This window comes from Streptomyces sp. NPDC006643 (genome assembly GCF_042870175.1).
Taxonomy (GTDB): Bacteria; Actinomycetota; Actinomycetes; order Streptomycetales; family Streptomycetaceae; genus Streptomyces.
Genome location: NZ_JBIAHA010000007.1, coordinates 154,209 through 173,929, shown reverse-complemented (window position 1 = coordinate 173,929; position 19,721 = coordinate 154,209). Strand labels below are relative to the sequence as shown.

Here is a 19,721-nt window from a genome sequence, read left to right as displayed (position 1 = left end):
AGATCACGTGCTGCAAGAGGTGGAGCGCTGGCTGGCCCGGCGGTCCTGGTCGGCGGCGGACCGGCCGGTCGACCGGCTGGTCGCCGCCAAGCAGGGCACGCAGGTCAGCGTGGTGCTCCCGGCCCTGAACGAGGAGGCCACGGTCGGCCGGATCGTGTCGGTCGTCCGTCGTGAACTGATGACCGGCCCGGCGCCGCTCGTCGACGAGCTGGTGGTGATCGACTCGGGCTCGACCGACCGTACGGCCGAGGTGGCGGCGGCGGCCGGGGCGCGCGTGGTGCACCGCGACGACATCCTGCCGAGACTGCCGGCGGTGTCGGGCAAGGGCGAGGTGCTGTGGCGCTCGCTGCTGGTGACGAGCGGCGACATCGTCTGTTTCGTGGACGCGGATCTGAGGGACTTCTCGGCGGAGTTCGTGTCGGGGATCGTGGGCCCGCTGCTGACCGAGCCGGACGTGCAGTTCGTCAAGGCGATGTACGACCGCCCGCTCGGCGACGAGCCGGGGCAGGGCGGCCGGGTGACCGAGCTGGTGGCGCGTCCGCTGCTGAATCTGCACTGGCCGCTGCTGGCGGGGTTCGTGCAGCCGCTGGGCGGCGAGTACGCGGTACGGCGCTCGCTGCTGGAGCGGCTGCCGTTCCCCGTGGGGTACGGGGTGGAGCTGGGGCTGCTGGTGGACGCGCTGCACACGGTGGGGCTGGACGCGCTGGGCCAGGTCGACGTGGGGGTGCGCAGGCACCGGCACCAGGACGGGCAGGCGCTGGGGCGGATGGCGGCGGCGATCTACCGGACGGCGCAGCTGCGGCTGTCGCGGGGGCATCTGGTGCGGCCAGTGCTGACGCAGTTCGAGCGGGGCGAGGGGGGCTTCGAGCCGCGTACGCACGCGGTGGACACGGAGGAGCGACCGCCGATGCGGGAGATCACGGAGTACGAGGCACGGCGCGCGGCATAGACGTCATGTTCGTATGATTTACGTATCGGTTTGCCTATATTGCCCGGTATGTCGATTACTGCGCTTCCCGCGATGACGGCAATGGCCGTGGTTCCCCTGACCGTGGAACAGCTCTGGCTGCTGGGCGGCATGGCGCTCGCCCTCGTCGGGGCGGGGGTGGTGGCGGTGGCGGCGGCCCGTGGTCGGGGCCGTGGCTGACTGGCTGATCCACGCCGACCTGAAACCGTACGTTTGAGCGTTTCCGCGAAGGGCTAGGTTTCGCCTCATGGTCTCCGAGCAAGCCGCCCAGGTCCTTGTCGCCTCCAACAGGGGCCCCGTCTCCTACACGCTCCGCGAGGACGGGACCCTCACGTCCGGGCGCGGCGGCGGAGGGCTCGTCTCCGGGCTCTCGGCCATCGGCCCCGACACGAACGCCGTGTGGGTGTGCGCGGCCCTCGGTGACGGCGACCGCGAGGCCGTCCGGCGCGGCGACGGCCGGCTGGACACCGCCGACACGGGCGGGCAGCGGGTCAGGATGCTCGACATCCCGCCGGAGGTCTACGCGGACGCGTACAACGGCGTCGCGAACTCCACCCTCTGGTTTGTCCACCACCTGCTCTACCAGACCCCGCTGGAGCCCGCGTTCGGCGCGGAGTTCCGGGCGCAGTGGGCGTCGTACGAGACCTACAACCGCGCCTTCGCGGAGGCCCTGGCCGACGAGGCGGGCGACGGGGCCGCCGTCCTGATCCAGGACTACCACCTGGCGCTGGTGCCCGGCATGCTCCGGGCGCTCCGCCCGGATCTGCGGATCGGGATCTTCTGGCACACACCGTGGGCGCCGGTCGACTACTACCGGCTGCTGCCCGACGACATCGGGCGCCAGCTCCTGCGCGGCATCCTCGGCGCCGACCGCGCCGCGTTCCACACCCACCGCTGGGCCGACGCCTTCACCGGCTGCTGTACGGAACTGCTCGGCGGCACCGGCAAGACCCGGATCGGCGTGCACGGCCTCGGCGCGGACGCGGACTTCCTGCGCGAGCGCGCGAACCGGCCCGACGTGGACGAGCGGCTGGCCGAGCTGCGTGAGCAGATCGGCGAGCACGACGGGGCGCCCCGCAAGGCGATCGTGCGGGTGGACCGCACGGAGCTGTCGAAGAACATCGTGCGCGGCATGCTGGCCTACCGGCAGCTGCTCACCGAGCGGCCGGAGTGGCGCGAGCGGGTCACACATGTGGCGTTCGCCTATCCGTCCCGGCAGGACCTCACCGTCTACCGCGAGTACACGGCGCGGGTGCAGGAGGTCGCCGACGCGATCAACTCCGAGTACGGGACGCCCGGTTGGACACCCGTCGTGCTGCACGTCAAGGACGACTTCGCCCGCTCACTCGCCTCGTACCGCCTCGCGGACGTGGCCCTGGTCAATCCGATCCGCGACGGCATGAACCTGGTCGCGAAGGAGATCCCGGTCCTCTCCGCGAACGGCTGCGCGCTGGTGCTGTCGCGCGAGGCCGGCGCGTACGAGGAGTTGGGCGAGGACGCGCTCGTGGTGAACCCGTACGACGTGTCGGCCACGGCGGCGGCGCTGCACGAGGCCCTGACGATGGACCCCGACGACCGCGCGGCCCGCACGAAACGCCTGGCGGCGGCTGCGACGGCACTGCCGCCGCAGCGCTGGTTCCTGGACCAGCTGGACGCGCTGCGGGAGGAGTGAGCGGGGTGAGCCGGGTGGGCGCCGCGGGCGGCTGTGTGTGGCCGGCCTACCAGTCGACGGGGCGGTAGTCCTTGAGCAGGACGCCGTGCACGGGGCGGCCGGCCTGGCCCTGGACGATCGGGTGGTAGACACGGGCCGCCCCGTCCACGATGTCCAGCGGCGGGCGCCAGCCGGTGGCGGCGTGGCGTTCCCTGGCGGGGAGCGGTTTCTCGTCGGTGACCCAGCCGGTGTCGACGCTGCACGCGTGGATGCCGCGCGTCGCCAGATCGGCGGCGCTGGTGCGGGTGAGCATGTTGAGGGCGGCCTTGGCCATGTTGGTGTGCGGGTGGTCGCTCGTCTTCTTGCGGACGGTGAAGCGGCCCTCCACCGCTGACACGTTGAGCAGATACCTGCGTGGGTGCGGCGACGCCGTGAGCAGGGGCAGCAGACGGTCGGCGAGCAGGAACGGGGCCACCGCGTTGACGAGTTGGACCTCCAGCATCTCGGCCGGGTCGATGCCGCCGAGCCGAGCGGTCCAGGAGTTCTCGGCGGCGGTCTCGGTGAGCAGCCCGGCCTCGTCGACGGCGGGCAGTACGGCGGTGGCCGCGGCACGCGTACGCGGCACGAGCCCGGCGGTCCAGGGACCGGCCGCCAGCTCCCCGTCGCCGGTGCCGGGGACGGCGAAGCCGGGTGCCGTCCAGACGGCGGACAGCGCCGGGTGCGCCGGCGCCGCCTCGGCGGCGGCCAGGGCGGAGTAGGCGCGCGGCGAACGGCGCAGCGTCTGGGCCGCGTTGTTGATCAGGATGTCCAACGGCCGCGCCTCGGCGAGCAGTTGATCGGTGAAGGCCAGCACCTGCCGGGGGTCGCGCAGGTCGAGCGCGGCGACGCGCAGCCGGTCCCACCAGTCGGCGGCGTCGGGGGCCGCCGCGAAGCGCCGTACCGCGTCCTGCGGGAAACGCGTGGTCAGGGTCAGGTCGGCGCCGTCACGCAGGAGCATCAGCGCCAGCTGGTAACCGATCTTGACGCGCCCACCGGTCAGCAGCGCGCGGCGCCCGGTGAGGTCCGTACGGGCCCCGCGCCGGGCGAGGTTGTCGCGGGCGCAGTCGGGGCAGAGCCGGTGGTAGAAGTGGTGGATCCGCCGGTAGTGGTCCTTGCAGACGTAGCAGCGCTGGGGTCGGCTCAACTCCCCGGCGGACCGGTCGTGTCTCTCGTCGGCGGATCGCTCGTCGTGCCCCTCGGCGGCGGACAGCGGGGCGTCCATCGTCCGGTCGGGCGCGCCCATGACGGTGCCGGCCTGGATCGCGGCGTCGGCCACCGCGCGGGCCCCGCGCGTGGCGGCGCGGCGCTTGCGCCGCCCGTCCCGGAAGAGCCCGCTCGCCGCCCGCTCCAGCCGCTCACGCCGGGGATCCTCGACCGACAGCTCCCGTGCCTCGCGCAGCAGGTCCAGCGTCGCCTGTATCCGCTCGTCGTCCATCGATCTTTGCCCCCGTTCACACCTGAACGGCCGTGATGCGGGAGCCGGTCGCGCGGTGTCTTCCGCGTTTCGCCCCGGCGCTCAGAGGCGGTCCGCCACCGACGCGAGGAAGCCGATCAGCGCCGCCGGGCCGGGCAGCACCAGGTCGGCCTTCTCGGCGAGTTCGGGGACCTCTCCCGTACCGCTGCACAGCAGCAGGCCCGGGTGGCCCTTCGCGCGCAGGGCGTCGACCGTCGCGAAGGCCGGGAGGTCGCCCAGGTCGTCGCCGCCGTAGACGACCGTCTCGGCGCCGACCTCGCGGACGTACTCCTCCAGGGCCACGCCCTTGTCCATGCCCGGCGGGCGCAACTCCAGGACGAGGCGGCCCGGTTCGAGCATCAGGCCGTGCCGGTCCGCCAGGTCGGCGAGCGGTCCGCGCAGGGCGTCGAAGGCGCCCTGGGGGTCCGCGGCGCGGCGGGTGTGGACGGCGACGGCCTGGCCCTTCTCCTCGATCCACGTACCGCGCCAGGCGTCGAACCGTTCGAGGAGCCCGGGGAGTTCGGCGCGGGCGGCGGCGACTCCGGGGTGCGGTGCCGGGGTGCGTACGGTACCGCTGACCGCGTCCCAGCGCTCCGCGCCGTAGTGGCCGAGCACGACGAGATGTTCCAGGCCGGGTACGCCGGCGAAGCCGCCGTACCGCACCGCGACTCCGGCCGGGCGGCCGGTGATCACCGCGACGGACGCGACGTGCGGGGCGAGCGCGACGAGCGCGGGGACCGCGCCGGGGTGCGCGCGGGCCTGTTCGGGGTCGGGGACGATCTCGGCGAGCGTCCCGTCGAAGTCGAGCGCGACGACGGCCTTCCCCGGCCGGGCCAGAAGCGCGGCCAGGCCGTCGGCGCCGGCGGAGGTGACGGGGGTCGGCAGGGGGTTCGGGTGGCTGCCCATGCCCCGACCCTATCGGCGCGGGCCGACACAGGGAGGGGAACTGTCCGCTCAGCGGCGGGCGCGGCGGGCGTCCCTGACGCGGCGCAGCCGGTTGACCGTCACCGGGTCGTGGGCCAGGGCCAGCGCGTCGTCGATGAGCGCGCCCAGCAGTTGGTAGTAGCGGGTCGGCGAGATGCCCAGCCGCTCCCGTATGACGCGCTCCTTGGCACCGGGGCCCGGCCAGGAGCGCCGCTCCACGGCGAGAACGGCGCGGTCCCGCTCGGTCAGTTCCGACCGTCCGGCGGAACCGCGCCCCTCGTGCTCGGCGTGGGAGCTGTCCTCGGGTGCGGTCATTTGGGTGACACGCTACTCGGCGTTCTCCGCCGTCGTCGCGTCCCGGCCGATCCTCGCCAGGATCTCCGACGGCACCGCGCCGGGCTGCACCGCCTTGCCGATGTTCTTCTTGATGTCGTCGCTGACGCCCGCCCACGACGTCTTGCCGAACGGGTACAGCTCGGCGGTCGGCAGTGCCTCCAGGAACTGGCGCAGTTCCTTGTACTCGTCGTCGGCGACCATCGTCTCGGAGGCGCTGTAGGTGACGGGCAGCAGGTCGTACTGTCCGACGAAGTCCATGACGTTCTTGTCCTCGAAGGTGAAGTCGAGGAATTTGCCCGCCTGTTCGCGATGACCGGGCTGCTTGAAGGCCATGATCCAGTCGGCGACACCCATCGTCGCCTTGGACTTGCCGGTGGTGCCGGGCAGCGGCACCATGCCCAGCTCGATGCCGGCCTTCTCGGCCTCCTGCATCATCGTCGGGTGCCCGTTGAGCATGCCGACCTTGCCGCTGGTGAACGCCTTGAAGGCGTCGGCGCGGTCCAGTTCGCCGGGCGGTACGGCACCGGTGAGGCCCTTGCCGACCAGCTCCGTCTGGAGCCATTCGAAGGTCGAGATGTTGGCGTCCGCGTCGACCGCGTACGAGCCGTCGACCGGGTCCGTGTAGCCGCCGCCACCGCTGAGCATCCACATCATGGTCTCGGCCTGCGCCTCCTCCGCGCCGAGCGGGAGGGCGAACGGGGTCGGTACGTCCTGCTCCTTGAGCGCCTCGGCGTCCGACTTGATGTCGTCCCAGTTCTTCGGCGCGTCCAGACCGGCCGCCGCGAAGAGGCCCTTGTTGTAGAAGAGCAGGCGCGTGCTGGCGACGAACGGCATTCCGTACTGGGTCTGTTCGACCTTTCCGGCGTCGGCGAAGCGGGCGAGGAAGTTGGCCTGCGTGGGTATGGAGAGCAACTGGTCCGCGCTGTAGAGCTCTTCCTTCTTCACGTAGTCGGCGTAGGCGCCGATCTGCGCGATGTCGGGCGCCTCGCCGTCCCTGACCATCTTCGCCACGTCGGCGTCGACGGTCTTCCAGGAGCGGACGTCGACGTCGACCTTGATGCCCGGGTTCTTGGCCTCGAACTCCTTGGCCAGGCTGTTCCAGTACTTCTCCGAGCTGTTGGCGGCACTGTTGCCGTAGTCCGCCGCGACGACTTTCAGGGTGACGTCACCTGATCCGCTGGAGCTGCCGCAACCGCTCAGCGCCATCGTCATGCCCAATGCGGCTATCGCCGCGGTATGCCCCAGGAAGCGCTGCTGCACAACTCTTTCCCACCCTTGTAGTAGACGAGGAGCGATTTTCCACCATGTGCTGTCGGCGGTCTACAGCAGCCCCGTATCGCTTCGGCAACTTCCCGTTACCCGGAGGTTTGACGAAGGCTTTGTATGGGCTGGCAACAATCCCGCACAGTGGACTAGACCTTTCTTGGGTTTTCGCGCGAGAATGCGCTCGTGAGACACGTCATCGCCCTGGATGTGGGCGGCACCGGAATGAAGGCCGCCCTGGTCGGGACGGACGGCGCGCTGCTGTACGAGGCGCGCCGGGCCACCGGCAGGGAGCGCGGCCCCGACGCGACCGTCGAGACCATCCTCGGCTTCGCGGCGGATCTGCGCGCCTACGGCATCGAGCACTTCGGCGAGAGCGCGGTCGCCGCCGGGGTCGCGGTGCCGGGCATCGTCGACGCGGCGCGCGGGATCGCGCTGTACTCGGCGAACCTCGGCTGGCGCGACGTACCCCTGCGGGAGCTGCTCGGTACCCGGCTCGGCGGCGTACCGGTCGCGCTCGGCCACGACGTACGCACCGGCGGGCTCGCCGAGGGGCGGCTCGGCGCGGGCAAGGGCGCGGACCGGTTCTTCTTCGTACCGCTCGGCACCGGCATCGCGGGCGCCATCGGCATCGAGGGCACCATCGAGGCCGGCGCGCACGGTTACGCCGGTGAGATCGGGCACGTCGTCGTCCGGCCCGACGGGCCCCTGTGCAGCTGCGGGCAGACCGGCTGCATGGAGACGCTCGCGTCGGCGGCGGCCGTGACCCGCGCCTGGGCGGCGGCCAGCGGCGATCCCGGGGCCGACGCGGCCGACTGCGCGAAGGCCGTCGCCTCCGGGGACCCGAGGGCGGAGGCCGTCTGGGCGGACGCCGTCGACGCGCTCGCCGCCGGACTGGTCACCGCGCTCACCCTGCTCGACCCCCGAATGCTGATCATCGGTGGCGGTCTCGCCGAGGCCGGGGAAACGTTGTTCACCCCCCTGAGGGTCGCGGTCAAGGAGCGGGCGACGTTCCAGAAGCTGCCCGAGATCGTCCCGGCGGCCCTCGGGGACACCGCCGGATGCCTGGGCGCGGGGCTGCTCGCCTGGGATCTTCTCTCCACGGAGGTATCCGCCTGATGGCCGCACGCGCCGAAAGTACGGTTCTCGCCGGTGCCCGGGTGGTGCTGCCGACCGGGGTGGTGGAGAACGGCCGGGTGAGGGTCGAGGCGGGCCGGATCACCTCCGTAGGAGACGGCGGGATCGCCTCCGCGGGAACCGCCTCCGTAGGAGGAGAGGCCGAACACGACGCCGCGGGCGCCGCGGACGCCGCGGGCGCTACGGTGCTCGATCTGACCGGCCACTGGGTGGTGCCCGGCTTCGTGGACATGCACAACCACGGCGGCGGCGGCGCGTCCTTCACCTCGGGCGGCGTGGACGAGGTCCTCAAGGGTGTACGTACGCACCAGGAGCACGGCACCACCACGCTCATCGCCTCCACGGTCACCGGCGAGATGGACTTTCTCGCCCAACGTGCCGGATTCCTCTCCGAGTTGGTCGAGCAGGGCGATCTGGCCGGCGTCCACTTCGAGGGCCCGTTCATCTCGCCCTGCCGCAAGGGCGCGCACAGCGAGGCGCTGCTGCGCGACCCGGACCCGGCCGAGGTGCGCAAGCTCCTCGACGCGGCCCGTGGCACGGCGCGGATGGTGACCCTCGCCACCGAGCTGCCGGGCGGCATCGACTCCGTACGACTGCTGGTCGAGCACGGCGTGATCGCCGCGATCGGGCACACGGACGCGACGTACGAGCAGACCGTCGAGGCCATCGACGCGGGCGCCACCGTCGCGACGCACCTGTTCAACGCGATGCCACCGCTCGGCCACCGCGCGCCGGGGCCGATCGCCGCGCTGCTGGAGGACGAGCGGATCACCGTCGAGCTGATCAACGACGGTACGCATCTGCATCCGGCCGCCCTGGAGTTGGCGTTCCACCGCGCGGGCGCCGACCGGGTCGCCTTCATCACGGACGCGATGGACGCGGCCGGCTTCGGCGACGGCGTCTACCAGCTCGGCCCGCTGGAGGTCGAGGTCAAGGACGGCGTCGCGCGGCTCGCGGTGGGCGGCTCGATCGCGGGCTCCACGCTCACCCTCGACACGGCCTTCAAGCGCGCGGCGACGGTCGACCGCCTGCCGGTGACGGACATCGTCCGCGCGATCTCGGCGAACCCGGCGAAGCTGCTGGGCGTGTACGACCGGGTGGGCTCCCTGGAGCCGGGCAAGGACGCGGATCTGGTGATCCTGGACGCGGACTTCACGATCGTGGGAGTGCTGCGCCGGGGCGACTGGGTGGTCAGGCCCCAACTGGGCTGAGGGGAGGCCGAGGGCATTTCGGGAGCTCACCCTGGGCTGTCCGCTCCCCGTTTGACATGATCGGGGCTGGTACGGAGCGGGCAGCCGCGCGGCGAGGGCCCGCTCCGCCACTCACACATCCCCGAGGGAGGCGGCACGGCGCATGATTCTCACCGTCACGCTCAACACCGCCCTCGACATCACCTACCGCACCGCCGCGCTGACCCCGCACGCCACCAACCGCGTCGCCGAGGTGTCCGAGCGGGCGGGCGGCAAGGGGATCAACGTCGCGCGCGTGCTGGCGGCGCTCGGGCACGAGACCGTCGTGACCGGGTTCGTCGGGGGGCGGACCGGGGACGCGCTGCGTGAACTGCTGACCGCCGAGCCACCGGCCGCGCGCCCCGCCGACGCGGCGACGGCACACGCGCCGTCGGCCCATGCGCGCCTGACCGACGAACGTCTGACGGACGCGCGCCTGACCGACGAGCGCCTGGCGTACGAGCGCCGGACGGACCCGAGCGTGAGCGGGGCGCCCGCGACCGAACCTCCGACGGCCGACGCTCCCATGACCGACACTCCCGCGACCGGCGCGCTCGTCACCGACGCGCTCATCACCGACGCGCTCGTGCCCATCGCGGGGACCACGCGCCGCACCATCGCCGTCGTCGACGAGACGACCGGCGACACGACTCAGCTGAACGAGCCCGGCCCGACCGTCACCCCCGCCGAGTGGGCCGCGTTCCTCACCTCCTACGAAGGGCTCGCCGCCCGCGCGGACGCCGTGGCGCTGTGCGGCAGCCTGCCGCCCGGTATCCACGTCGGCGCCTACGCCGAACTGGTGCGCATCGCACGGGCCGCCGGCCTGCCCGTGCTGCTCGACACCAGCGGCGAACCGCTGCGCCGGGGCATCGCCGCCCGCCCCGACCTCGTGAAGCCCAACGCCGACGAACTCGCGCAGCTCACCGGCTCACGCGAGCCGCTGCGCGCGACCCGGGACGCGCGCAGGCGCGGCGGCCGGGCCGTGGTCGCCTCGCTCGGCGCCGCCGGGATGCTCGCCGTGACGCCGGACGGTTCGTGGCGGGCGGCCCCGCCGACGGCCGTACGGGGCAACCCGACGGGCGCGGGCGACTCGGCGGTGGCCGGACTGCTGTCGGGGCTCGTGGAGCGGCTGCCGTGGCCCGAGCGCCTCGCGAGGGCGGTCGCGCTGTCCGCCGCGACGGTCCTCGCTCCGGCGGCGGGCGAGTTCGACCGGGAGGCGTACGCGGATCTGCTGCCGCGGGTCGCCGTCACGGAAGCCGTCACGGAACTGTCCAGTCAGCCAGAACAGGGATCACATGCCACTCGTCAGCACCGGTGAACTCGTCTCCGCCGCGTCGGCCGGAGGCGGCGGGGACCAACCCCCGTACGGCATCGCCGCGTTCAACGTCATCACCCTGGAGCACGCCGAGGCCATCGCCGCCGGCGCCGAACGGGCGGGCCGCCCGGCGATCCTCCAGATCTCCGAGAACGCCGTGAAGTTCCACGGCGGCCGGCTGACCGCGATCGCCGCCGCCACCGCCGCCGTCGCACGCGCCTCGACGGCGCCGCTCTCGCTCCACCTCGACCACGTCGAATCGCCCGACCTGCTGCGCGCCGCCGACGGCGAGGGCTTCAGCTCGGTGATGTTCGACGCGTCGAAACTGTCCTACGAGGCGAACGTCGCCGCCACCGCCGAGGCCGTCGAGTGGGGCCACGCGCGCGGCATCTGGATCGAGGCCGAACTCGGCAAGGTCGGCGGCAAGGACGGCGAACCGCCCCTGGGCGCCCACGCCCCCGGTGTCCGTACGGACCCGGCCGAGGCCGTCGCGTACGTACGCGACACCGGTGTCGACGCGCTGGCCGTCGCCGTGGGCTCCTCGCACGCGATGACGGACCGCACCGCCGCCCTGGACCACGAACTGATCGGCGCGCTGCGTCGGGCCGTCCCCGTACCGCTGGTGCTGCACGGCTCTTCCGGCGTGCCCGACGCGGAGATACGGCAGGCGGTCGCGGCCGGCATGGTGAAGATCAACGTCGGTACGGCCCTGAACACGGCCTTCACGGGCGCGGTCCGCGCCTCCCTGGCGGCCGATCAGAAGCTGGTCGACCCCCGGAAATACCTCGTCCCGGCTCGCGAGGCGATGACCGGGACGGTGGCGGCGTTCCTGAAGGTGATCGGCGGGTCCGACGGCTGACAGCTGAACGACTGACGGGGACCGACGCGCCCGGCGTCGGCCGGGCCGATCACCGAGAGCCGATCACCGAGAGCTGATCAGCGAGGACTGATCACCTGGGCGGCGAGACTTCGAGCCAGTCGAGGATGGCATCGCACTGATTGCCCTCCTCGCAGGAGATCTTGATCTCGTTCTTCCCCTGCTGGAGGTTGACCGGCGCCCAGGTGGTCTGCCAGTTCTTCTCCCAGTTGGGGTCGTCCGACTTGATGAAGTTCTTCAGGCCGAGCGGCGAGCTGTTGGCCTTGCCGTTGACCGTCAGCGTCGCGTTGGCGTCCTTGGCCGGGATGGCGTAGCGCACATTGAGCGCGTACTCCCCGGCCTCCGAGATGTCGGCCGTCCAGGTCACGGAGGCGCCGACCGCGTTGAAGCCCGTCACATACGCGCCGTCCGCGCCCTTCGCGCCCTTGATGTCCTTCGCCAGCACCGCCGGCGCCCCGAGCTTCAGCGTCGCCGCGTCCTGCTTGGGAAGCTCGACCGGCTCCTCGTCCGCCGGGGCGTTGCCGGTGTCCTCGCTCGGGGCCACCGACTCGCCCGTGGTCGGGCCGTCCGTCGGGCCGCCGTCGGCGTTCTTGGAGTCGTCACCGTTGGTGAGGAGGGCGGCGGTGATGCCGATCACGACGACCGCCACGACGGCGACCGCGCCGATCAGCAGGCCCTTCGTGTTGGGTCCGCCGCCGTTGCCACGACCGCCGCCGCCACCTCGCTGGGCGGGGACCGTACGGGTGGTGGCACCGCCGGTCTCGGGAGCCGCGTAGCGCGCGTCGGGGGACTGACCGTAGGGGGCCTGGCCGTACTGCTGCTGACCCTGCTGCTGGCCTCCGTACTGAGGCTGCTGCCCGTAGGGCTGCTGCTGCGGGACCTGGCCGTACTGGCGCTCGCCGACGGTCCTGACCTGGTTGTACGACGTTCTGGGCACACCGGGCTGGGAAGCGGGACCGGGGTAGCCGTAGCCGCCGCGCCGGGCCTGCGCACCGTTCGCGGCCGTCTGTCCGTCCTCGTACAGATAGCCGAACGGATCGTCGTCCTCGGGCTTACTCGCGCCGTTGTTCCCGGCCGTCATCCCTGGGTCACTCCTTACCATCTCGCCAGCGTCGCCGACCGGCCGAGCCTACCTCGATTGGGCAAGCATACGGACGGGCCTTGACGGGAGTGGGCGGTTGCCCCATTCCCCGGTGAACATCGGTGGACATCGGTGGACAGCGAGGAGCCGTCGTACAGAGAGATAGGACACGGCGGCCCCGAACGCGCCCCGTCGACGTTATCCCGCCCGGCGGTGGACGGTTTTCCTCGAACGCTTCTCGATGTACATGCGCTGGTCCGCGGATTTGAGCACTTCCTCGACCGTCATGCCGCAACTCGCCCAGCCGATACCGAAGCTGGCGCCCACCCGGACCGCCCGCCCGTCCACCCTGATGGGCGGGATGATCGCGTTCCGCAGCCGAACCGCCAGGTCAGCGGCGTCCGTCGCGCCGAGGCCGTCGGCCAGGACGACGAACTCGTCACCTCCGAGACGGGCGACGGTGTCGCCGTCCCGTACGCCGGTGTTGAGCCTGCGGGCGACTTCGATGAGCACGGCGTCGCCGGTGTTATGGCCGAAACGGTCATTGATCGACTTGAAACCGTCGAGGTCGCAGAAGAGGACGGCGAGACCCTTGCTCCCGTCGTCGGGGTCGGCGCCCGGCGCGACGGTGTGCACATGGTGGTCGAGGGGCGGGACACCGGAGGACGGGTCGAAGCCGTCTCCTTGGAAGGCGCGCTCGCCGGTGGGGTCCGCGTACGGGTCGTAGGACTCGTACGACCCGTGGGGGTCGTACGGCGGCTTGTAGGGCTCGTACGGCTCGTAGCCGGAGCCGGGGGAACTGGGGACGGGCGCGTACCCGGCGCCGCTGGTCCCGTGGTAGCCGGGCCCCTGGCCGTACGGGACGACGCCCCCGTAACCGCCTTCGTCGTAGGTGCCGTTGCCCGCGCCGCCGTACCCGCCCTCGTACCCGCCGAACGCCTTGTCCACGGCCTGCACAGCCGACTCCCGCACCGATATCGCGCCCGGTCGCTCGCAGAGGCGGGCGCTGAGACGGGCGCGCAGTTCGGCGCTGTTGGGCAGGCCGGTCAGGGAGTCGTGCGAGGCGCGGTGGGCGAGCTGGAGTTCGTTGCGCTTGCGCTCCTCGATGTCCTCGACATGGGTGAGGAGGAAGCGGGGGCCGTCGGTGGTGTCGGCGACGACGGAGTTGCGCAGCGACACCCAGACATAGGTGTTGTCCCGTCGCGCCAGGCGCAGTTCGGCGCGTCCGCCCTCGGCGGAGGTACGCAGCAGGGTGCCGATGTCCTCGGGGTGCACGAGGTCGGAGAAGGAGTAGCGGCGGATCGCGGAGGCGGACCGGCCGAGCAGCCGGCACAGCGCGTCGTTCGTCCGCAGCAGCCTGCCGTGCTGGTCCCCGCCCATCTCGGCGATGGCCATCCCGCTGGGCGCGTACTCGAACGCCTGCCGGAAGGACTCCTCGCTCGCCCGCAGCGCCTGCTGCTCACGCTCCAGCCGGACCAGCGCGCGCTGCATGTTTGCTCTGAGGCGGGCGTTGCTTATCGCAATGGCGGCCTGGGACGCGTACATCTGGAGCGCCTCACGCCCCCAGGGGCCCGGACGGCGCCCGCCACGCGGTCGGTCGACGGATATGACCCCGAGGAGCTCCCGGCCGCCCCCAGGGGCGTACATGGGTGCGTAGAGGCGGTCCTGCGGGTGCCACTCGTCCTCGAACCGCGGATCGGGTCCCTCGGTGTACCACTGCGGGACGTCGTCCTCCAGCAGGATCCAGCCCTCGGTGTGGGGGATGTACCGCAGCTCACCCCAGCTCTCGCCCATGCTGAGCCGGCGTTCCCAGGAGGCGCGCGCGCCGACGCGGCCGGTGATCAGTGCCTCGGCGGCGGCGTTGCCCGAGAAGGCGGCGACGACCAGGTCACCGTCGGGCTGTACGAGATTGACGCAGGCCAGCTCGTAGCCCAGACCCTTGACTATGCCGTCGGCAACTGTCTGAAGGGTGTCGGCCAGGCTGCGCGCGGTGTTGAGCTCCCCGACCACGTCGTGCAGCTGCCGCAGGGTCGCAAGGCGGACGTACGGCTCCGACTCGGTCTCCATCGTTCGCTCTCCCCGAGACCTCGACAGCAACTCCAGAATTCTTATCGGCTCGCTTGATGCGGTATCCCGGCCACTGAATCACAGCGAGCTGTGCACTCGGTACACAGGGTCAACAATTCCTGGGCCCTGTGAGCCAAGTCACATATGGGGAGGGAGGGTTGGGTGGGGGCGTGGGAGCGCTCTCGACCTTTCATGAACGCAAATATCGAGGTCGGAGTCGTGCGGCAGGGGGCGCGCGGAGGGGCGCATTGTCAGCGCGCACTACGGCGCGCGGGGCCGTGGGAGCCCCATACGTTCCGTTTCCGTCCCGCTGGACCTAGGTCCTGGCTGGTCCTGTGGCCCGATGCGGACGCGCCACCCCCGGAGCTAGCGTGGACGACGTGCTGCAGAAGACAACCGCCCCGAGTACCGAGGCCGCCGCTCCCGAGGCCGTCCCCCATCCTGAGGGAGTGAGTAACGACGAGTTCCGTGCCGCGCTCTCCCGGCTGGCCGCCGGGGTGGTGCTGGTCACCGCGCACGACCCGGACGACGGCCCGCACGGCGCGGACGCGGGAATGACGGCCACGTCCTTCATGTCCGTGTCCCTGGACCCGCCTCTGGTGGTGGTGAGCCTGCGGACCGGCTCCCGGATGGACGACCTGCTGGACGAGCAGCCGAGATGGGCCGCGTCGATGCTCTCCGAGAACCAGGTGCAGATCGCCGGGCGCTTCGCCATGAAGGGCCGCATCAGCGACCGGCTGCTCTTCGAGGACGTGCCGCACCGGCGCGGCGAGGCGAGCGGGGCGCCGCTGATCGACGGCGCGCTGACGGTGCTGGAGTGCCGTACGGAGCAGCGGATCGTGACCGGTGACCACACGCTGGTGGTGGGACGGGTGCTGACGGCGTCCGTGCCGGGCGGATCGGGGGACGCGGGGCCGCTGGCGTACTTCCGTGGGAAATACCGGCAGTTGGGGCAGAGCTGAGCCGACGGGGCGTTGTGGGGAGCGCGCCTTCTTAAGGAGGCGGGTTACGACCAGTCGCGGCCGTTGCGCCCGCGCTTCGTCTGCGCGCGCTGCTTCTTCTGCCGCAGCCTGCGCTCGTTGATACCGCGCGGGATCTTCGTGGCCCGGCGCGGACGCGGCGGCGGAGCCGTCGCCTCGGCGAGCAGTGACGCCATCCGGACCAGGGCCGTCTCGCGGTTGCGCCACTGGGAACGGTGTTCGGACGACCGTACGGTCACGACCCCGCCCACCAGCCGGCTCCCGAGCCGCTCCAGCGCCCGCTCCTTCCACACCTCGGGCAGTGCTTCCGTCTTACCGAGGTCGAAGCGCAGCTCCACCTGCGAGTCGCTGGTGTTGACGTGCTGTCCGCCAGGTCCCGACGAGCGCGAGAAACGCCACATGAGCTCGGCCTCCGGAAGGGAGACGGAGCCGCGGATGACGTGCGGGGACCCGGACATGTGTCCATCGTCCCGTGTCCGCACAGACAAATCAAAGGCGTTAAGGAACCTCTGAGTCCTCTGTCTGCGTTATGCGGGGTGACGGTAGCTTCGGAAGCCGATCGAAGCCCGCACACGAGCTCGTAGCAACGAAAGGGACCATCCCCATGGCTGTAAGCCTGTCCAAGGGCGGCAACGTCTCGCTCACCAAGGAGGCACCGGGCCTGACAGCCGTCACGGTCGGCCTCGGCTGGGACGTCCGCTCCACCACCGGCACGGACTTCGACCTCGACGCCTCGGCGATCGCGGTCAACGCGGGTGGAAAGGTTGTCTCCGACAGCCACTTCATCTTCTTCAACAACAAGTCGACGCCGGACCAGACCATCGTCCACACCGGCGACAACCGCACCGGTGAGGGCGCGGGCGACGACGAGGCGATCAACGTCAACCTGGCGGGCCTGCCGGCGGACGTCGACAAGATCGTCTTCCCCGTCTCCATCTACGACGCGGAGACCCGCAGCCAGAACTTCGGCCAGGTCCGCAACGCGTACATCCGCATCGTGAACCAGGCCGGCGGCGGCGAGATCGCGCGCTACGACCTGAGTGAGGACGCCGCCACCGAGACCGCGATGGTCTTCGGCGAGCTGTACCGCAACGGCGCCGAGTGGAAGTTCCGCGCGGTGGGCCAGGGTTACGCCTCGGGCCTCGTGGGCATCGCCACGGACTTCGGCGTCAACCTCTGAGTCCGAGCTTCAGCCCGAACCACTGAGCTGAGCGCGAGAGGCCCCCGGCTGCCGCCGGGGGCCTCTGGCATGCGGCGCTCAGGAGTGGGGCGGGTCGGGCGGCGGTTTCCCGGAGCCGTACAGCCAGGCGGCCCAGAGCGCCGTCAGATCGCGGTCCGTCCGCCGCTGCGCGAAGGCGGTGAAGTCGGCGGTGGACGCGTTGCCGTGCCGATGCTCCCGCGCCCAGCCGCGTACGAGCGCGAAGAACGCCTTGTCGCCGACCGCCAGCCGGAGCTGATGGAGCACCATGGCGCCGCGCCCGTACACCGGTCGCGCCGAGATGTGGGCGGCGGTGGGCGGTTCGGCCGGCGGGAAGGCCCAGTTCTCCGCGTCGGCGTACGCCCGCTCGAAGGCGCGCTGCGCCGGGACGCCGTCCTCGGCCTCGGCCCAGAGCCATTCCGCGTACTCGGCGAAGCCCTCGTTGAGCCATATGTCCCGCCAGGACTTGGGGGTCACGGAGTCGCCGAACCACTGGTGGGCCAGCTCGTGGACGAGGATCCCGATACCGCTCGGGCCGGGCAGGAAGGGCCTGTTCTGCGTCTCCAGGTTGAAGTCGGCGTCGCCGGGCCGCCCGATGATCACGCCCGTGGAGGAGAACGGGTACGGGCCGAAGGTCTTCTCGCCCCACTTCATGATCTCGGGGATCCGCGCCAGCAGATCGGCGCTCTCGGCGGCCACGGCCGGATCGACGGCGGTGTGGACGGGGATGCCGTCGGCGGCGTCCCGCGAGGACTTGGGCCGGTCGGTGCGGTTGGGTTGGTCGGTGCGGTTGGTGCGGTTGGTGCGGTCGGTGCGGTACGGGCCGACGGCGACCGTCGCGAGATAGCTGGCCATCGGTTCGGCGCAGTGCCAGTCGAAGACGGTACGGCCGCCGGTGGTCCGCTCACTCGTCAACTCCCCGTTGGAGATGGCCTGTTGCCCCTTCGGGACGGTGATCCGCAGGTCGTACGCCGCCTTGTCGCTCGGATGGTGATTGCCGGGGAACCAGGCCATCGAGCCGGTCGGCTGCCCCAGCGCGACCGCGCGCTTCCCCGATCTGAGCCAGCCCTCCCTCATCCCGTCGGCGCCGGTCAGGGTCCGGGGGACGCCGGAGTAGCGGACGACCGTACGGAAGGTGGCCCCGCGGCCGATGTCCGCGCGTGGCCGCAGCGTCAGCTCCGTATCCGCGCGCCGTACGCCGGCCCGCGCGCCGTCGACGGTCACGCGGCCGACCGTCAGACCGGCGAGGTCGAGGTTGAACGCGCTGAGCCGGTGCGTCGCGCGGGCGGTGATCGCGGCGGTGGCGTCGAGGCGGCCGGTGGCGGGGTCGTAGTCGAGGGTCAGTCCGTAGTGGGTGACGTCGTAGCCGCCGTTGCCGAGGTGCGGGAAGTACGGGTCGTCGAGACCTGCGGCGCCCGGGGTGGCGGGGGCGACCGGGGTGCCGCCCGGCTCGTCCGGCTCGTCCCGTCCCGAGCAACCTCCGAAGATCAGGAGAGCGGGGAGGAGCGCCGCCGCGATGCGGTACGGGGTCCGGTGCTGGCGGAGGCCGCGCTGCCGGTAGGGGCCGCGCTGCTGGTGGGGGTGGTGGTGCTGGTGCACGCGGTGATCGTAGGCCGCGCCCGGCCCGCTCCCCGGCGGGCGGAGACTCGTCCGCGCGGCGCCATGACACCATCGGGCGCGTGCTTGACATCGGCTACTCCCTCTCCCGCCGCTTTCCCGATCCGCCGCAGACCGACTACCGCCTCGCCGACGTCCGGGCCCTGCGGCACGATCTCTTCTGCGGCGATGTGTACCTGGCCGACACCAAGGCCGACCGCGAGGTGTCCACAGGCTGGGGATGGGTGCCGGTGCTCGACTTCGCCTGGGCGCTGTGCGACATCGTGGAGCAGGTCGACCGCGACCCGCGCGGCAACCGGTCGGCCCACCGGCAGTACGCAGAGCTGGACTTCACCGAGTCGACGGACCGCATGTTCTTCGAGCGCCGCTTCGGCTGGGTGGACGTGACCGCCGACTGGATGCCGGCCGACGAGGCCCCGCTCACCTTCGGCCACCGGCTGCTGCGCCGCGAGTCGCGCGACTTCCTGCACGACCTGCTGGCCGATCTCGGGGACATGCACGAGGGCCTGATGGACAACCCGATGATCTGGGATCTCCAGGCCCGCTTCCCCCGGGTCTGAGCCCGCGGCCGAGCCCGGATCCAAGCGCGTGTGCGACCCCCGCGACGCGTCCTCAGAGGTTTTCGGATTGGCAGGAATACCTCCGTCGCAGTCGGGCAGACGCACTTTTGCCGGGACGCCACCAGGAACCAGACGCCAGGTTCTCCCCCCACATGGCTGAGCCCCCGGAGCACATTGAAGACCCCGACCCACCCCCCACGGTCGGGGTCTTCCGCTTCCCCGGCCGGCCCCTGACAGGGCCAAGGGGGTGTCTTGCCGATCTTGCCGGGCTCCCCTAACCCCGTGGCCCGTCCTCCACCCGCACACCGATCTGCGCCGCGAACGCCGGTGCCAGATCGAGCAGTTGGGCCGTACTGATCACCGCCCCCGCCAGCCGGTCGACCCCGCGCGCGATGCCCAGCTCAAGGACGGTCCGCAGGTCGACGTCCTTCATCCGCACGCCACTGAGGTCCGCCTCCTTCAGGACGCAGTCGCGGAACTCGACGCGCTCCAGCTCCGCTCCCCCGAAGTCCGGTTCGGCGAGGACGCAGCCCTCGAACACCACGTCCTTCAGCTTCGCCTTCCGCAGATTCAGATAGTCGATCTTGCCACCCCGGATCAGCACCCGCTCGAACACCGCTCCGTGCAGCTGCACCCCGCCCAGTCGTGCGTCCACCACCTCGACATCGCGCAGCGACGCGCCCCCGAGATCCGTCCCCACCCCCCGGATGCCCTCAAGAACGCAGTCGATGAAACGGGACCGGCCCAGATCCGTCCGGTCCAGCCCGCACTCGCGCAGCGCGCAGTCGATGAAGCGGGACCCGGGACCCACCTGGTCCGCCAGATCCAGCCCGCCGAACTCCTGCCCGTCGTAATCCCCGTCGGGCTCCAGCTCTCCCCCGTACGGCACGAGCGGCGGCAGCCGCACCTCCGGCCGCCGCGCCGCCGCACTCCCGCGGGCCGTCCCTGACTTACCTGTCGTCGTCCTCCGAGCCATACCCCCCATCGTGACGTACGCCACTGACAACGCCCCCGAATCCGGGCGCTC

The 19,721-nt window shown here is 71.6% G+C and carries 19 protein-coding genes; 10 read left to right on the top strand and 9 right to left on the bottom strand.

Annotated features, from left to right (window positions below; genetic code table 11):
- Positions 1-7 precede the first annotated feature (7 nt).
- The 3 genes from ACFYNU_RS12150 (at position 8) to ACFYNU_RS12140 (ending at position 2,639) form a co-directional block, all read left to right on the top strand.
- Positions 8-949: a glucosyl-3-phosphoglycerate synthase gene (locus tag ACFYNU_RS12150; RefSeq protein ID WP_356587197.1), complete on the top strand. Its 942-nt coding sequence runs from the start codon at positions 8-10 to the stop codon at positions 947-949.
- 48 nt (positions 950-997) lie between these two features.
- Entirely contained in the window at positions 998-1,147 is a 150-nt protein-coding gene (locus tag ACFYNU_RS12145) for a hypothetical protein (RefSeq protein WP_356587199.1), read from the top strand.
- A gap of 67 nt (positions 1,148-1,214) precedes the next feature.
- A complete protein-coding gene (locus tag ACFYNU_RS12140) occupies positions 1,215-2,639 on the top strand; it encodes a trehalose-6-phosphate synthase (protein ID WP_356587201.1) in 1,425 nt (474 codons plus the stop codon).
- Positions 2,640-2,685: 46 nt separating this feature from the next.
- Here the strand turns inward: ACFYNU_RS12140 and ACFYNU_RS12135 are convergent, their stop codons facing one another.
- The 4 genes from ACFYNU_RS12135 to ACFYNU_RS12120 all read right to left on the bottom strand — a co-directional run bounded on the left by ACFYNU_RS12135 (position 2,686) and on the right by ACFYNU_RS12120 (position 6,582).
- Positions 2,686-4,092 (bottom strand): SDR family NAD(P)-dependent oxidoreductase, encoded by a 1,407-nt coding sequence (locus ACFYNU_RS12135; protein WP_356587203.1) that lies wholly within the window; start codon positions 4,090-4,092, stop codon positions 2,686-2,688.
- Positions 4,093-4,173: 81 nt separating this feature from the next.
- Positions 4,174-5,016 carry a trehalose-phosphatase gene (otsB, locus tag ACFYNU_RS12130; RefSeq protein ID WP_356587205.1) on the bottom strand — a complete coding sequence of 281 codons (843 nt, stop codon included), beginning with the start codon at positions 5,014-5,016 and terminating at the stop codon, positions 4,174-4,176.
- Positions 5,017-5,064: 48 nt separating this feature from the next.
- Positions 5,065-5,349: a DUF3263 domain-containing protein gene (locus tag ACFYNU_RS12125; RefSeq protein ID WP_356587207.1), complete on the bottom strand. Its 285-nt coding sequence runs from the start codon at positions 5,347-5,349 to the stop codon at positions 5,065-5,067.
- A gap of 12 nt (positions 5,350-5,361) precedes the next feature.
- Entirely contained in the window at positions 5,362-6,582 is a 1,221-nt protein-coding gene (locus tag ACFYNU_RS12120) for an extracellular solute-binding protein (RefSeq protein WP_356587444.1), read from the bottom strand.
- A gap of 276 nt (positions 6,583-6,858) precedes the next feature.
- Here ACFYNU_RS12120 and ACFYNU_RS12115 point away from each other — a divergent pair, with 276 nt between their 5' ends.
- The 4 genes from ACFYNU_RS12115 to ACFYNU_RS12100 all read left to right on the top strand — a co-directional run bounded on the left by ACFYNU_RS12115 (position 6,859) and on the right by ACFYNU_RS12100 (position 11,173).
- Positions 6,859-7,752, top strand: coding sequence for an ROK family protein (locus ACFYNU_RS12115; RefSeq protein WP_388766044.1), 894 nt, complete (start codon positions 6,859-6,861; stop codon positions 7,750-7,752).
- Positions 7,752-8,981, top strand: a complete 1,230-nt coding sequence (gene nagA / locus ACFYNU_RS12110) for an N-acetylglucosamine-6-phosphate deacetylase (RefSeq protein WP_356587211.1) — start codon at positions 7,752-7,754, stop codon at positions 8,979-8,981. The genes ACFYNU_RS12115 and nagA overlap by 1 nt, the downstream gene beginning before the upstream one ends.
- A 142-nt stretch (positions 8,982-9,123) precedes the next feature.
- The gene (locus ACFYNU_RS12105; RefSeq protein WP_356587213.1) at positions 9,124-10,317 is read left to right on the top strand and encodes a 1-phosphofructokinase family hexose kinase; all 1,194 of its coding nucleotides are present in this window, start codon (positions 9,124-9,126) and stop codon (positions 10,315-10,317) included.
- A complete protein-coding gene (locus tag ACFYNU_RS12100) occupies positions 10,295-11,173 on the top strand; it encodes a class II fructose-bisphosphate aldolase (RefSeq protein ID WP_356587215.1) in 879 nt (292 codons plus the stop codon). Before ACFYNU_RS12105 ends, ACFYNU_RS12100 begins: the two co-directional genes overlap by 23 nt.
- A 91-nt stretch (positions 11,174-11,264) precedes the next feature.
- On the opposite strand, the gene ACFYNU_RS12095 is transcribed toward ACFYNU_RS12100, so the two are convergent.
- On the bottom strand, positions 11,265-12,272 hold the full coding sequence (locus ACFYNU_RS12095; RefSeq protein WP_356587217.1) for a CBM35 domain-containing protein: 1,008 nt from the start codon (positions 12,270-12,272) through the stop codon (positions 11,265-11,267).
- Positions 12,273-12,470: 198 nt separating this feature from the next.
- Positions 12,471-14,339 (bottom strand): diguanylate cyclase CdgB, encoded by a 1,869-nt coding sequence (gene cdgB / locus ACFYNU_RS12090; protein WP_356587219.1) that lies wholly within the window; start codon positions 14,337-14,339, stop codon positions 12,471-12,473.
- Positions 14,340-14,719: 380 nt separating this feature from the next.
- Here cdgB and ACFYNU_RS12085 point away from each other — a divergent pair, with 380 nt between their 5' ends.
- A complete protein-coding gene (locus tag ACFYNU_RS12085) occupies positions 14,720-15,301 on the top strand; it encodes a flavin reductase family protein (RefSeq protein ID WP_356587221.1) in 582 nt (193 codons plus the stop codon).
- A gap of 44 nt (positions 15,302-15,345) precedes the next feature.
- Here the strand turns inward: ACFYNU_RS12085 and arfB are convergent, their stop codons facing one another.
- Complete coding sequence (gene arfB, locus ACFYNU_RS12080; protein ID WP_356587223.1) at positions 15,346-15,777, bottom strand: alternative ribosome rescue aminoacyl-tRNA hydrolase ArfB; 432 nt, start codon at positions 15,775-15,777, stop codon at positions 15,346-15,348.
- A gap of 146 nt (positions 15,778-15,923) precedes the next feature.
- Here arfB and ACFYNU_RS12075 point away from each other — a divergent pair, with 146 nt between their 5' ends.
- Positions 15,924-16,499: a TerD family protein gene (locus ACFYNU_RS12075; protein ID WP_329077935.1), complete on the top strand. Its 576-nt coding sequence runs from the start codon at positions 15,924-15,926 to the stop codon at positions 16,497-16,499.
- A gap of 78 nt (positions 16,500-16,577) precedes the next feature.
- Here the strand turns inward: ACFYNU_RS12075 and ACFYNU_RS12070 are convergent, their stop codons facing one another.
- On the bottom strand, positions 16,578-18,116 hold the full coding sequence (locus ACFYNU_RS12070) for a M1 family metallopeptidase (protein ID WP_388765977.1): 1,539 nt from the start codon (positions 18,114-18,116) through the stop codon (positions 16,578-16,580).
- 80 nt (positions 18,117-18,196) lie between these two features.
- Here ACFYNU_RS12070 and ACFYNU_RS12065 point away from each other — a divergent pair, with 80 nt between their 5' ends.
- Positions 18,197-18,694 carry a hypothetical protein gene (locus tag ACFYNU_RS12065; RefSeq protein ID WP_356587226.1) on the top strand — a complete coding sequence of 166 codons (498 nt, stop codon included), beginning with the start codon at positions 18,197-18,199 and terminating at the stop codon, positions 18,692-18,694.
- Positions 18,695-18,968: 274 nt separating this feature from the next.
- On the opposite strand, the gene ACFYNU_RS12060 is transcribed toward ACFYNU_RS12065, so the two are convergent.
- On the bottom strand, positions 18,969-19,679 hold the full coding sequence (locus ACFYNU_RS12060) for a pentapeptide repeat-containing protein (RefSeq protein ID WP_356587228.1): 711 nt from the start codon (positions 19,677-19,679) through the stop codon (positions 18,969-18,971).
- Between the last annotated feature and the right edge of the window lie 42 nt (positions 19,680-19,721).